This is a genomic window from Williamsia sp. 1135, assembly GCF_002095395.1.
In the GTDB taxonomy this organism is placed as follows: domain Bacteria; phylum Actinomycetota; class Actinomycetes; order Mycobacteriales; family Mycobacteriaceae; genus Williamsia.
In genome coordinates this window covers 277,579-291,724 of record NZ_MJEI01000105.1, presented here as the reverse complement: position 1 = coordinate 291,724, position 14,146 = coordinate 277,579, and the positions used below count along the sequence as shown (strand labels likewise).

At 65.6% G+C, this 14,146-nt stretch carries 12 protein-coding genes and 1 tRNA gene; 2 read left to right on the top strand and 11 right to left on the bottom strand.

Going from position 1 to position 14,146, the window contains the following annotated elements:
• Nucleotides 1-283: 283 nt before the first annotated feature.
• From thrB to argS, 5 genes are read right to left on the bottom strand one after another with little or no spacing between them, the layout of a single operon-like run.
• Nucleotides 284-1,240 (bottom strand): homoserine kinase, encoded by a 957-nt coding sequence (thrB, locus tag BFL43_RS24535; protein WP_084895625.1) that lies wholly within the window; start codon nt 1,238-1,240, stop codon nt 284-286.
• Nucleotides 1,241-1,249: 9 nt separating this feature from the next.
• Nucleotides 1,250-2,326, bottom strand: coding sequence for a threonine synthase (gene thrC, locus BFL43_RS24530; protein WP_084895623.1), 1,077 nt, complete (start codon nt 2,324-2,326; stop codon nt 1,250-1,252).
• On the bottom strand, nt 2,319-3,629 hold the full coding sequence (locus tag BFL43_RS24525; RefSeq protein WP_084895621.1) for a homoserine dehydrogenase: 1,311 nt from the start codon (nt 3,627-3,629) through the stop codon (nt 2,319-2,321). The genes thrC and BFL43_RS24525 overlap by 8 nt, the downstream gene beginning before the upstream one ends.
• Nucleotides 3,626-5,050, bottom strand: a complete 1,425-nt coding sequence (lysA, locus tag BFL43_RS24520; protein ID WP_084895619.1) for a diaminopimelate decarboxylase — start codon at nt 5,048-5,050, stop codon at nt 3,626-3,628. The genes BFL43_RS24525 and lysA overlap by 4 nt, the downstream gene beginning before the upstream one ends.
• Nucleotides 5,047-6,699 (bottom strand): arginine--tRNA ligase, encoded by a 1,653-nt coding sequence (argS, locus tag BFL43_RS24515; RefSeq protein ID WP_084895617.1) that lies wholly within the window; start codon nt 6,697-6,699, stop codon nt 5,047-5,049. The genes lysA and argS overlap by 4 nt, the downstream gene beginning before the upstream one ends.
• Nucleotides 6,700-6,890: 191 nt before the next feature.
• Here argS and BFL43_RS24510 point away from each other — a divergent pair, with 191 nt between their 5' ends.
• Nucleotides 6,891-7,766, top strand: coding sequence for a DUF3105 domain-containing protein (locus tag BFL43_RS24510; RefSeq protein WP_084895615.1), 876 nt, complete (start codon nt 6,891-6,893; stop codon nt 7,764-7,766).
• 5 nt (nt 7,767-7,771) lie between these two features.
• The gene (locus BFL43_RS24505) at nt 7,772-8,599 is read left to right on the top strand and encodes a DUF305 domain-containing protein (RefSeq protein ID WP_240498454.1); all 828 of its coding nucleotides are present in this window, start codon (nt 7,772-7,774) and stop codon (nt 8,597-8,599) included.
• A 75-nt stretch (nt 8,600-8,674) separates the two neighbouring features.
• Here the strand turns inward: BFL43_RS24505 and BFL43_RS24500 are convergent, their stop codons facing one another.
• The 6 genes from BFL43_RS24500 to BFL43_RS24475 all read right to left on the bottom strand — a co-directional run bounded on the left by BFL43_RS24500 (nt 8,675) and on the right by BFL43_RS24475 (nt 14,037).
• Nucleotides 8,675-9,055: a DUF5313 family protein gene (locus BFL43_RS24500; RefSeq protein ID WP_084835164.1), complete on the bottom strand. Its 381-nt coding sequence runs from the start codon at nt 9,053-9,055 to the stop codon at nt 8,675-8,677.
• A 50-nt stretch (nt 9,056-9,105) separates the two neighbouring features.
• The gene (locus tag BFL43_RS24495) at nt 9,106-9,588 is read right to left on the bottom strand and encodes a MarR family transcriptional regulator (protein ID WP_084895611.1); all 483 of its coding nucleotides are present in this window, start codon (nt 9,586-9,588) and stop codon (nt 9,106-9,108) included.
• Nucleotides 9,589-9,632: 44 nt separating this feature from the next.
• The gene (locus BFL43_RS24490; protein ID WP_084895609.1) at nt 9,633-9,998 is read right to left on the bottom strand and encodes a hypothetical protein; all 366 of its coding nucleotides are present in this window, start codon (nt 9,996-9,998) and stop codon (nt 9,633-9,635) included.
• Between the two features lie 91 nt (nt 9,999-10,089).
• A tRNA-Arg gene (locus BFL43_RS24485) sits at nt 10,090-10,162 on the bottom strand.
• 66 nt (nt 10,163-10,228) lie between these two features.
• Nucleotides 10,229-12,838, bottom strand: coding sequence for an AAA family ATPase (locus tag BFL43_RS24480; RefSeq protein ID WP_084895607.1), 2,610 nt, complete (start codon nt 12,836-12,838; stop codon nt 10,229-10,231).
• On the bottom strand, nt 12,835-14,037 hold the full coding sequence (locus BFL43_RS24475; protein WP_084895605.1) for a metallophosphoesterase: 1,203 nt from the start codon (nt 14,035-14,037) through the stop codon (nt 12,835-12,837). The genes BFL43_RS24480 and BFL43_RS24475 overlap by 4 nt, the downstream gene beginning before the upstream one ends.
• Nucleotides 14,038-14,146 lie beyond the last annotated feature (109 nt).

Sequence of the window (14,146 nt, the reverse complement as noted above, 5' to 3'; positions counted from 1 at the left end):
GATTCGCGAGGGCCAAAGTTCTCGCACCTGGATGCCAGGTGAGAGATGCCGCTAAATTCTCAGCGGTCTTATGAGGCTTGTGTCGTTCGCCGCGCTTCGCATTTCACTTCGCTGACGCCAGCGGACTATGACTGTCGAATTTGACGTCGTGTGAAGAGCACGCTTGTGAAAACTTCGCGGCTTGACGGGTACATGCTAACCACGATCAGCGATCTCGGCAACACCCTGGGCTTACGGCGTGTTCGGAGGATCCCCGATATCTGCAACGTGCACCTGCCCACGGTCAGTGTACGACTACTCCGGGGGCAATCTCCACCTCATCGAGAACAAATCCCAGCTCAGCTGCTTTGTCCCGGGATCGCGCGGGTAATTCGGATGCGGTCAAGGCCAGCACCGTGGGCCCTGCGCCGGACACCGTCGCGGGGACACCGCGTTCGCGCAACCACTGCACCAGCGCGGCTGTCGCGGGCATGACCGGAGCCCGGTACTCCTGATGGAGACGGTCCTGGGTCGCAGGCATCAGCAGGTCCGGTTCGGCGGTCAGTGCCACCACGGCGAGCGCCGCCCTGCTGACGTTGAACACAGCGTCCGTCCGAGAGACGGCGTCCGGTAACAACCCTCGCGTGACAGCGGTGGACGACTCGAACTGCGGGATCATCACGAACGCCCGGATCGCCGGGTGGACTGCCAACGCCCTCGCGAAATAGTTGACACCGGGTGTGTTGCCCGCGACGCCATCGCCCACGGAGGAGACCGCCGACTCGGACCAGGACACGACAGCGCCACCCAACACACTCGCCGACGCATTGTCGGGATGGCCCTCGTAGTCCGACGCCAACTGGATCAGCGTTTCGGTGGACAGCGGGTTCCCGACGCCGGCGGCCCGCACCAATCCATCGGCAACCGCGAGCCCACCCACGACGGCAGAGGCCGACGAACCGAGCCCCCGCGAATGCGGAATACTGTTGCGACACTGCACATCAAGACCGGGAACCGTAACACCCGCGGCCTGCAGTCCAGTGTTGATCGCGCGGACGACCAGGTGCGCGTCGTCCAGCGGCACACCCTGGGCGCCCTCACCGCTCACACTTATCCTGAGCCCCGGCTCCCCCACCGACGCCGAGATGTCGTCGTAGACGCCGAGCGCGATGCCGAGACAGTCGAACCCGGGGCCCAGGTTGGCACTCGATGCGGGCACCCGTGCTGCGGAGTGGACGCCAACGGGGAGAACAGATTTCATGCCGAGGGGTCAGCTCAGGTTCAAGGCGCGGGCCACGGCCACCGGGTCCACCGGAATGGCCTCGACGGGCGGTATACCCGCAAGCGCGGTGTCCGGATCCTTGAGCCCGTTTCCGGTCACGGTGCAGACAACGACCTCGCCGGCCGAGATCCAGCCGTCTTCCCGGGCCGCCAGCAGTCCGGCCACGCTTGCAGCAGAGGCCGGTTCGACGAACACACCCTCGCGGCCGGCGATCAGCCGGTAGGCCTCCAGCAACTTCTCGTCGGTTGCCGCGAGGAACTTGCCGCCCGATTCGTCCTTCGCCGCTATCGCCTGGTTCCAGCTCGCGGGCGAACCGATCCTGATCGCGGTGGCGATCGTCTCGGGATCCTTCACCGGTGCACCCGACACCAGCGGCGCCGCGCCGGCAGCCTGCACGCCCAGCATTCGCGGTGTCGAGGCGACGACACCATCGTGGTGGTACTCGGTGTAACCCTTCCAGTACGCGGTGATGTTGCCCGCGTTGCCGACGGGGAGCGCGTGGACGTCCGGAGCCCGACCCAGCACGTCCATGATCTCGAACGCGGCCGTCTTCTGGCCCTCGATCCGCGCCGGGTTCACGGAGTTGACCAGTTCGATCTCAGTCCATTCCGCGGTCGCCTTCCGGGCGAGTTCGAGACAGTCGTCGAAGTTGCCCTGGACCTGGATGATCTTGGCGCCATGCATGACCGCCTGGGCGAGTTTGCCCATCGCGATCTTGCCCTCGGGAATCAGCACTGCACAGGTGATCCCGGCGCGGGTGGCGTACGCCGCAGCCGAGGCGGAGGTGTTGCCCGTCGAGGCACACAGCACCGCGGTCTTGCCGTTGTTGACAGCGTTGCTGACGGCCATCGTCATCCCGCGGTCCTTGAACGAACCGGTCGGGTTGAGACCTTCGACCTTGAGGTAGACCTCGCAGCCCGTCAGCTCGGACAGATGCGGGGCAGCGATCAACGGCGTACCGCCCTCGAGCAGAGTCACCACTTTCCAGTCGTCGCGGACCGGAAGGCGATGACGGTATGCCTCGATCAAACCCGGCCAACGGCTGTGCACTACCGATTCAGTCATTTGTTCCCTCCAGTCGCAGAACGCTCGAAACGCTCAGCACGGATTCTAATTTCTCCAGTGCGGCAACAGTTTCCGACAAAGCGGAATCCGGGGCGCGATGCGTCACGACCACCAGTCGGGCGTCGTCACCCGCGCCCTCCTGCCGCACCGTCGAGATACTGATGTTGCGCGACGAGAACTCGCCGGCCACAGTCGAGAGCACGCCGGCACGGTCGGCGACGCGCATGGACACGTAGTAGCGCGTCCGCACGTCACCCATCGGCGCGATCGGCAACGACGCGTACGTCGACTCGAGCGGGCCACGTCCACCATGGACCTTGTTGCGTGCAGCCATCACCATGTCGCCCAGCACAGCAGACGCCGTGGGCGCACCGCCGGCCCCCTGCCCGTAGAACATCAGCCGACCGGCATTCTCCGCCTCCACCACAACCGCGTTGAAGGCACCGCTGACCGATGCCAACGGATGTTCGAGCGGCACCAGAGCCGGATAGACGCGAGCCGAAATACGCTGCGTGCCGTCCTCGTCGACGATCCGCTCACAGATCGACAACAACTTGACGGTGCAATCGAGAGCCTTGGCCGATTCCAGATCGTGGGTCGTGATCTTGGAGATGCCCTCGCGGTAGACGTTGAGGGCGGTCACGCGGGAGTGGAAGGCGATCGACGCCAGGATGGCGGCCTTGGCCGCCGCGTCGTAACCCTCGACGTCGGCGGTGGGGTCAGCTTCGGCGTACCCGAGACGGCCGGCCTCGGCCAGCGTCTCGGCGTAATCGCTGCCGTCGGCATCCATCGCGGACAAGACGAAGTTGGTGGTGCCGTTCACGATTCCGGCAACCCGCGTGACGGTGTCCCCGGCGAGCGATTGCATCAGTGGCCTGATCACCGGGATCGCCCCGGCGACTGCCGCCTCGAAATACAGGTCGACCTTGGCTCCGGCCGCTGCGGTCGCGAGCTCGCCTGTGTAGTCGGCGAGGAGCGCCTTGTTCGCCGTGACCACCGACTTTCCGCCCTGCAGCGCCTCTCGGATGAGCATGCGCGGCGGATCGATCCCGCCGATCAGTTCGACGACGATGTCGACATCGTCCCGGACGATCAGATCCTCGGGCTTGTCGGTGAGCAGCGCGGGGTCGATCCCACGGGGTTTGCTGACATCGCGCACCGCGACACCACGCAATTCGACGGGGGCCCCTACCCTCGCCTCGAGGTCAGCGGCGTTGTCGGTGATGATGCGCACCACCTCGGTCCCGACATTTCCCATTCCGAGCACCGCGACACCGATCGGGCGCGCTTTCTTCTCCGTCACTCGTTCACCTCCAAGCTCAGTAGATCCTCGACGGTTTCCCGACGCAACATCAGCCGCGCCTCACCGCCGCGGGTGGCGACCACCGCGGGTCGCGTGATCATGTTGTACCGGCTCGACATCGAGTAGCAGTAGGCGCCGGTCGCACCCACCATCAGCACATCCCCGGGCGCCACGTCGTCGGGTAGCCAGCAGTCGCGGATGACGATGTCGCCACTCTCGCAGTGCTTTCCGACTACACGACTGACAACGGCACGGGCCTGCGAGACACGCGAAGCCAGGCGGACGTCGTACTCGGCCTGATACAGCGCCGTACGGATGTTGTCGCTCATGCCACCGTCGACCGACACGTAGCGACGGTGCGCGCCGCCCGGTCCCAGCTGCACGTCCTTGACCGTGCCGACCGTGTACAGGGTGACCCCGGCCGGGCCGGCGATGGCCCGCCCGGGCTCCACGGCGATGGTCGGCGTGGGCAGGCCCAGCGCGGCCGATTCCCGCTCCACGATCACCGCCAGCTTGTCGGCGACCTCCTGAACCGGCGGCGGATCGTCGGACGGCAGGTACGAGATACCCAGGCCACCACCGAGGTCGAGGATCGACAACTGGGCGGTCTTCTCGACACCGAACTCAGTGACGACGTCGCGTAGCAGCGAGAGGACTCGATGCGCCGCGAGTTCGAAGCCACCGACGTCGAAGATCTGCGATCCGATGTGGCTGTGGAGGCCGACAAGCCTGAGATTGTCCGTCGAGAACACCTGCCGAACCGCGTCCATGGCCAGCCCGCCCGCTAGAGAGAAGCCGAACTTCTGGTCCTCGTGTGCGGTCGAGATGAACTCATGGGTGTGCGCTTCGACGCCCACGGTGATGCGAACCAGCACATCCTGGACCACCCCGAGGCGGCCTGCGATCTCGTCGAGTCGATCGATCTCGATCATCGAGTCGAGCACCACGTGTTCGACTCCCGAGGACACCGCCAGCTCCAGTTCGGCGGACGATTTGTTGTTGCCGTGCAGTGCAATCCGATCGGCGGGGAACCCCGCCCGCAGTGCCACCGACAACTCGCCTGCCGAACAGACGTCGAGCGAGAGTCCTTCGGAGTGCACCCACCGCGCGATCTCGGTGGACAGGAACGCCTTCGATGCGTAATGGACGTGCTGGGCAGATCCGAACGCCTGCGCCATCTCGGCACATCGCGCACGGAAGTCGTCCTCGTTGATGACGAACAGTGGCGTGCCGTACTTCTCGGCCAGCTCGGTCACCGGGATCCCACCGATCCGCGCGACATCGTGCTCGTCGCGATCTGTGCCCTGCGGGTAGACATGGGCCGGTAACTGTGCCAGTTCTGCAGGACTGTTCGGCCTTTCGGCCAACTGCGGAGCCGCCAAGACCTCCGCGTGCCGCGGGCCTGCCGGGTGTGCGTTCACATTCTCTCCGGTGCGCTGACGCCGACCATCGCCAAACCGTTGGCGATGACCTGCTGGGTGGCGCCGCACAACGCGAGTCGCGCGGCGTGGAGTTCGGTCGGCTCTTCGTCGCCTTGGGGCAGTACCCGGCAGCGGTCGTAGAACTTGTGATAGGTGCTGGCCAGCGACTCGAGGTAGCGGCAGATCCGATGTGGCTCACGGAGTTCCGCGGCCAACGCTGCCACTGCCGGGAAGTCTCCGATGGTGCGGATCAAGTCGCCTTCCGCGGCTTCGGTCAACAGTTCCAGGTGGTCGCAAGACAGCGAGAGCCCCAGCGAGGCGGCGTTGCGCCCGATCGCGGCGAGTCTCGCGTGCGCGTATTGCACGTAGTAGACCGGGTTTTCGTTCGACTGACTGACCAGCAGATCCAGATCGATGTCGATGTTGACGTCTACCGACGAGCGGATCAGCGAATAGCGTGCGGCGTCGACCCCGACCGCATCCACCAGATCGTCGAGCGTGATGACGGTGCCCGCCCGCTTGCTCATCCGCAGCGGCTGTCCGTCACGCACGAGGTTCACCATCTGACCGATGAGCACCTCGAGCCGGTCCGGGTCATCGCCGAGGGCGGCCGCAGCAGCCTTGAGCCGCACCACATATCCATGGTGATCGGCACCGAGCATGTAGATGCACAGGTCGAATCCGCGATCGCGTTTGTCCTTGAAATACGCGATGTCGCCGGCGATGTACGCGGCTTCGCCGTCACTCTTGATGACAACCCGGTCCTTGTCGTCACCGAATGCGGTCGACCGCAGCCACCACGCACCGTCGTTCTCGTACAGGTTCCCGTTGGCCTTGAGTTCGGCGATCGCCCGATCGACCTGGCCCGACTCGAACATCTTGTTCTCGTGGGTGTAGACGTCGAAATCGGTGCCGAACTCGTGCAGGTTCGCCTTGATCGCAGAGAACATGAGGTCGACGCCATGAGCCCGGAACGCCTCGAGGCGCTCGGCCTCCGGCAGTTCCAGGACATCGGGCACAGCCGCGACCACAGCCGCCGCGATATCGCCGATGTACGCACCGGCGTATCCGTCGTCAGGCGTGGGCTCACCCAATGCGGCGGCCAGCAACGACCGCGCGAACCTGTCGATCTGCGCGCCGTGGTCATTGAAGTAGTACTCGCGGGTCACAGCAGCACCCTGCGCGGAGAGAACCCGCCCGAGGGCATCACCGACGGCAGCCCACCTGGTGCCACCGAGGTGGATGGGTCCGGTCGGGTTGGCGGACACGAACTCGAGGTTCACCTTGAGACCGTCGTAGAGGGCTCCGGTGCCGAAAGCGTCGGCGCCGGCCAGGACATCGGCGACGACGGCGTTCTGGGCGTCCGCGGCGAGCCGGATGTTCACGAATCCCGGGCCGGCGATCTCTGCGGACGCGATGCCGTCGCGGGTGAGCAGCTCTTCGGTCAGCCATCCGGCCAGCTCACGCGGGTTCACGCCGACCTTCTTACCGAGCTGCAGCGCGATGTTGGTGGCGTAGTCGCCGTGCTCGGGGTTGCGCGGTCGTTCCACCACAACAGCCTCCGGCAGCGCGGACGAATCGAGTCCGTGGTCGGTGAGCACTGTGGAGGTGGCGGCATGCAGCAGTACCGCGAGGTCGGCGGGGGTCACGATGCACCATCCTATTGGCCGGTGCCTCCTCGATGACAATCGCATTGCTTTCGCCTTGACCCGGGCCGAGGAGTTCGGGGGGCTCGGACCGAGTTTGCTTACGTTTCGGCCCAAGTACACTGTGTGATCGCCGGTGGACCTCCTCGGCAGCGTCATGTGCGCACCCCATAGAACTGCACCGAAAGAGATCCATGGCTGACGCCAAGAAGCAGGGCGGCAACGTTCCCAAGAAGCCCAGGAATTCCGGCAAACCGGCCAAGAAGAAACCCGGTCAGATCCCGGTCGTGAAAGCCGGCGGGGGTGGCAAAGCGATTCCGTGGGCGACCATCGGCGCGGTTGCCGTGGTGCTGCTGATCGTGGCCGGCCTGGCCGTCTATCTCGTGCCGAAGTACATGGACCAGCGGGAAGTCGCGAAGTTCACGCCGTCGTCGTCCAACCCCGATCCCTCGGACAAGATCGACGGGGTCGAAAAGATCTTCTACCCCGCCGGACAGCACGTGGAACCCACCCAGCGCGTCGCGTACGACAAGTCGCCGCCCTTCGGCGGTCCGCACGACGCGGTGTGGGCCACCTGCACGGGCATCGTCTATCCGAACGCGTTGCGCACGGAGAACGCGGTGCACGCCCTCGAACACGGGGCCGTGTGGATCACCTACAACCCGGACACCATCGCTCCGGGCGATCTCGACACGCTCAAGAGCAAGGTCGAGGGTGAGCAGTACCTGCTGCTCTCGCCGTACCCGGAACTCGACAAGCCGATCTCGCTGCAGTCGTGGGGACACCAGCTCAAGCTCGATTCGGCAGGTGACGAACGCGTCGACCAGTTCATCGAAGCCCTGCGGCGCAACTCGAACACCGGCGTGTACCCGGACAACCCCGAGGAAGCGGCGTACCCCGAGGTCGGCGCCGAATGCGCGGCAATCCCAGGCGCCTTCGACCCGAGCAATCCGCCGCCGGCCGACGTCGGCCCGGTGCCGGCCGATGCAGTACCGATGACCGGTGCGGGATCGACCCAGGCAACCGACGAGAACGGCATGGGGATCCCCGAGCCTGCTCCGGCCGGCTGATGCCTGTGGGCACACCCGACGAAGAATCGCACAACCCGCCGGACTCGGACTCCACGCCGGAGACCGATACGGAGTCGACAAAGGACGAGGCAGAACCGGCGACTGCGTCCGCCCCGGCTGAACCGGCGCCCGACCACAACCGAAAGCAGCTGTCCGCGTTACTCGTATTGGGTGCGGTCGCGCTGCTGCTGGTGGGCGCGGTTGTCGGTTTGTTGCTGCGCACCACGTTCGATGGTGGCGACGACAATCGACCTGCCGCGGACTCTGCCGCGGTGGGCTTCTCGCAGGACATGATCCGCCACCACCAGCAGGCGGTCGAGATGGCAACCATCGAGCTGTACGGCGGGAGCGATCCCCAGGTGCGCAGCCTCGCCTACGACATCCTCACCTCGCAGACCAACCAGGTCGGCCAGATGCAGTCCTGGTTGTCGCGCTGGGACTATCCCCTGGACAATCCCGGTGAGCCGATGGCCTGGATGGAAGGTCACAGCGGGGGCCACGCGCACGGCGGTTCAGGTATGGAACCCAGTACCGGCATGACCATGGACACGCCCGATTCGGGAGTGCCGATGCCAGGGATGGCGAGCACCGACGACATGAACAAGCTCCGAACCCTGCAGGGCGCCGAATTGGACAAGTACTTCCTGCAACTCATGTTGCGCCACCACCAGGGCGGGCTCGAGATGATGGAGTTCGCGACCGAGCCCGACCACGTCAGCGAGGACTACGTGCGCAGGCTCGCTCAGCAGATGGTCAACGTCCAGGAATCCGAGTCGGACACGATGACGAAGATGCTCGAAACACGTGGAGCGCAGCCACTTCCGATGAACTGAATCGCCCCGTCGACGGCTGTATCGGCACGGCCGGATCGGCACGGCCGGATCGGCACGGTCGGCGGCTGGCCGGGATCAGTCGCGGCCGTGCAGCCGCTCGTAGGTCGTGCGATCGGTCGCATGACGGCGCGCCCGTTCGGGACTTTCCAGGTCGACGGGCAGACCGTGCAGTTCGAGCCTGTGCGCCCGGTTCATCGGCATGTACGCCGCGCAGTAGAACACCGCGAGGATCAACCCGAGCAGGATCATTGCCAACCGCAGATAGATCGGCCCGGGGAAGAGCAGGAACGCCGCGAACACCGGGGTGAACGGGATCATTCCGCGCACCAGGTGTCGTGGCACTCGCCAGGGCCCGGTCAGATCACGGCGCACCCAATCCTGCATCGAGTCGGGCAGTTTCCGTCCGGCTGTGTAACCGAGCCACTGCCATGGTGTCGGCCTGGTCCGTTCGGTCATGTCACTTTCTCCCTGTCGTAGAGACGCACTCCGCGCGTCCGCTGAGGTGGTCACGGCTCGAGTGAGATGGAGCCGGATGCGATGGCTGCAGAGGCCGCTTCATTGACCTCGGTCAGCACTCGGCGCAGTTCCTCCAGAGCCGCCAGCTCGACTCCCAGGGTGCGAACCACTGCCGGCGGGATCTTCTCCGCCTGTGTGCGCAGCGCCCTCCCCTGCTCGGTGAGTTCGATCGCCAGCTGCCGTTCGTCGGCCGCGGTGCGGGTACGGGTGATCAGGCCGGCCGCTTCCAGTCGCTTGAGCAACGGCGAGAGTGTCGGGGAGTCGAGCTGGAGCGCTGAGGCGATCTCCCGCACGGACATCGGCGCCCGCTCCCACAGGGCGAGCATCACGAGATACTGCGGATGGGTGAGCCCCAGCGGCTCGAGCAAGGGTCGGTACACACCGAGCACGGTCCGATTGGCGACTGCCAGCGCGAAACAGACCTGCCGTTCCAACGCCAACGGGTCACGGTCGAGGACCACGTTTTGTTCCATCGGCTTCGACCCCTTAGTTATGACACTAATAGTTAGTGCACTAACTATATCTCCGGAGTAGGCGAGCCGCAAGGCCCATCGATGCGCCGCTCAGGCGCCTCGGTGGGCGGGAAGTCGATGACCGAGCGCCAGTACGACTCCGGCACCTGCTCACCCGCGCGCAGGATGATCGACAGCCCGGTCGCCATGAAGATGCCGAGAATCCCCAACCAGAGGCCGAACAGTCCGATGGCGATCCACGCAGCGACCACCAGGGGCGGCCACGGGTCGAGGATGATGAGCAGCGGCGCGAAGGTGAATCCCATCCCGATGTACCAGGAGGATCCGGCCCGATCCATGATCAGTACCGCGCGCAGCCAGCGCGGGGTACCCGGTGGCAGAAGAGTCGTCGAGACCGAGGGAGTATCCATGGCTTCAACGATGGCGGCGACAACGTCTGCGATCGATTACCCGCGAGGTAAGAAAACTCGCAGACGCCGGGAAGGGGTACGAGAAGATGTGTGCCCCCGGCAGGATTCGAACCTGCGGCCTTCCGCTCCGGAGGCGGACGCTCTATCCCCTGAGCTACGGGGGCTCGTTGGGCGAGAGTCAGCCTAGCGCATCTGCGAACCGCAACCCAAAACGCCTGCGGCGCGCCACCTCAGACTGCAACGAGATGCGCTCCCCCGACACTGCTGTAGCGCGCAGGCGTGCAGGTCAGCACGATCACCTGGGTATGGCGACCGGCGTGGCCGAGCACCGCGCCCATGCTCGCCAGCCGCTCCGGATCGGTGTATCCCAGCGCGTCGTCGATGATCACCGGTACCCCGTCGTCCGGGTCGACCAGCATCGCGCACGCCAGCCTGCTGATGATCCCCAGCTGCTCCTTGGCGCCCCCCGACAGCGCGTCGTGGTCCACGGTCACCCCACCTACCGTGCGCGTGGTGATCCGCAACTCTTCGTCGACCCCGACCTGCAGGGTCGGACCGAACACGACCTTCCCGAGCCGCAGGATCTGGTCGGTGAACGGCTGAACATATGTGCGCCGAGTGGCATCTCGATGTCGCTCGAGAGTCTGCAACAACAACCTGGCCGCCTGCGCACGAGTGTTGATGCGATCGAAATCACCACGGGCGCCGACCAACTCGGTCTCTGCCTGATGCACCTGGTCGAGTTTGCCGTCGTCACGGCGGATCTCGATCCTGGTCCGCAGCTCCGCGATCTCGTTGCCGAGTTCGGCCAGCCGCGGTTCGCCGCGTTCCACCACCGACTGCATGTTCGCGTGCTGCAACTCCAGGGATTCGAGGTCGGCATCGTCGATCCTCGCGACGACGCGACGAACCTCGGAGTCTGCGTGAGCCAGCTCTGCCAGCAGCCGCTCGCGCAGCCTGTCCGGGTCGTCGCCGGGATGGTCAGCACCGTCCAGACTGCCGATCTCGTCGTTCTGCCGCGCGAGTTCCGCGCGGTCGGCGACCAGTTCATCGCACCGTGCCCGCAGAATCCGCAACTCGCTGTCGACGCTGCGGTGCTCACTGCGCAGTTCGGCTGTCCGTGCCGCGGCTGCGGCCAACCGTGCCGCGGCGGTGCCTGCGCGTCGTTCGGCTTCCTCGACGTCCGGAACATCAGGATCTGCGGCTGCGGTGACCTCGAGACGACTCACGAGCTCCGACAGCTCGGCACGCAGCGCACCTTCATCACCGCCGGCGATGATCGCCGCGAGCCGGCCACGCAGGTTGTCGACCTCCGTTTCGGCTCGCTCACGAGCCCGAACCAGCCCGCGCAACTCGGCGACGTCGTCGACCCCCGCTTCGGCCAACGCGTCGGCGAGTTCCCGTTCGGCACGGGAAAATCGGTCGATCAGGGATGCCGATTCGGCGCCCGCGGACAACACGAGGCGAACCACGCCGGCCACCTCGACGACTGTGTCGCCGGTGATCGCCAATTCGGACTCGTCGGTCTCGGCTCCGTTGACCGTGACCGGCGCGTCGCCCAGCCTGCACACGCTCACGGTGGCTGCCGCCGACTCCAGTTGCGCACGCGTGATGGTCACCGTCTGCAGCAGCTGTTCGACGGCCTCGAGGTCCTCACGGTCGTGCACGAGGCCCGCTACTTTGCGCTGTTCGTCCGAGAGCGCACTGCGTACGTCTGCCACGCGCGCCAGGAGCGCGGTCAGTTCGTCACGGCGGGCGACGAGGTTCGCCGAACGGGCCGCGGCGCGCGCGCTGCGCACCAGGGACGTGGCTTCGGTATCGGCCCGGCGCAACTCATCGAGCTCTCGCTCGACGTCTGCAAGGACAGCGGCGGCCTCCGCATCCTTGCGTTCGAGCGTCGCGATGGCGCGTCTGGTGACGTCCACGGCCTTGTCGCAGTCCGCGATCCGCTTACGGGCGGCGGCGCGCTGTGCGACATCGCGTTCGTGCAACCGCAACTGACTCCTGAGCAGAGCGGCGGCCGACGTCGCTTCGGCGTGCTGCCGTTGCAGGCCGCTCGATTCGGCGGACCGTTCGGTCAATGCCGACAGTTCCACCTTCGCGAACTCGAGCGAGTTCGCCAGTTCGCGACGGTTCCCGGTCAACGTCTCCAGACGCGCGTGATCGCCACCCAATTGTTCCATCGCGGCTGCCAGTTCGTTGCTCAGTGCCAGCGCCTCTTCGAGACGGGTTGCTGCCGAGGCCAATTCACGTGACGGGCGACCCTGCCCTGCAGTGAAGTACCTTTCATATTCGGCCCTCACCGCGTCGAGCAACATCGCGTCGCCCTCGCCGTCGCCGACGCCGGCCTTGGTCGTTCCCGCCGCCGCATCCAGTGCGCGTGACAGCGCCGAGCTGGCAGCGAGATCGCCCACCGTCGGATCCCCGGCCTGCAGCAGCCGCAGAGCCTTGAACAGGGTCGCATCCACCTCATCGGCGAGAATCGAACCCACCCTGTCGTGGGCGGTACGTCCCGAGAGCTGCTCTGGCGCAGGTTCGTGGATGACCAATTCTGTGCGAGCCGCCTTGTTGTACTGCTTGGTATAGGTGAACCGGTAACGGCCGCAGGTGATGTCGGCTTCGACTACCGTCCCGGCGTCCACCCCTGCCGGCGATACCGCCCGCACCTTCGCGCTCTTGCTGTCCGAACGCACTTCGAGCAGGAGATCGAGAGCCTCGATCATCGACGATTTCCCGGCCTCGTTGGCGCCTTCGACGACGGTGACTCCGTTCTCGGCGAAGTGCACCTCCCGTTCGACGACACCGCGGAAGTGACTCAGCCGCAACCGGTGCAGCTTCATGCGCTCCCACCCGCCAACCGGAAGAGCAGAGCGAGCGCCTCCTGAGCCGCGATCGCATCCTCACCGTCGCCGGCTGCGCTGGCCGACAATTCGGCGGCGGCATCGCCGATGAAACCACTCAACTGCAGGTGCGCGAAGTCGTTGTCGTCGGGCCTGATGACCAGATCATGACGCAGTTCCCACCAGGTGAGTGCCGCGAAGCGATCGGTGAACTCCTCGATCATCGTGTCCAATTCGGACCGTTCGGTGATACTCACCGAACCACGTAGCGCGAGCTGAACGACGGTCTGAGACTTGTTGCCGAAGGCATCGAGCCTGCGGCGGAGTTCTGCGATGTCGTCGCCGCCGTTCACATCGTGCTCGACGGTGCGAAACGCCCACTCGCCCACCTGATGTGGGGTCACCGTCACCGACTGGGCGGGAGCGCTGTCGGAGGCGGACTCACCACGGGTCAACTCGACGACGAGCACCTGGCCCGGTTCCGCCTCGCGATGGTCGTAGTTGGTGACCTCCTGGGCACCGGAGTACCAGATCCGGCCGGAGTCACCGATCTCCGTCGTCGAATGCCGATCACCCAGTGCCACATAATCGACCAATCCGGCGGCAACCGCGCGCTCGAGCTCATCCACCTCGATCAGCGAAGGGTCTGCGGATTGCGGGGCGAAGACATCGACCCTGCCATGACCCGCCAGGATACGGATGTCATCGCTGGGTACCAGGCAATCGAGTTGCTGGGTCACCAGATCGGACAGAGGAACCTTGGTGGTCCAAGGGGCCGCGATCAAAGAAACACCGGGGCGCACCTGCACCACACCGGCCGTATCCAGCACATGGACATGATCGGGCTTGTTGTCGGCGAACACCCTCGAGTTGTAGATACTTGCAGCGTCCATCGGATCGTGGTTGCCCGGAAGGAGATACACCGGGCACGGCACCTGCCGCAGATGATCAAGACTCCGGCGGATCACCCGTGAGGAGACCTGCCGATCCTCGAACACGTCGCCGCATACGAGGACGAACTCCGCGTGGTGGGCGTCGGCGAGTCTGCCGATTCGTCCGATGGCCTCCTGCCGCGCGGCGGTGTAGCGGGCCTGGGCGTCGCCACGCAGAAAATGCCGGGTCATCCCCAGTTGCCAATCGGCCGTATGGATGAAGGTCACGTGCTGTTCGGGCAAGAACAACGGCAGCGCTGCACTCACAGTGACCTCCTCTCCGATCGCCGGTGACAGCGACGATCCTACGAGGGGTCTCCGACAGACCGTTGGACGTCGGCCGGTGGGTCACCTGCGAGTACCGACACCTCAGGTG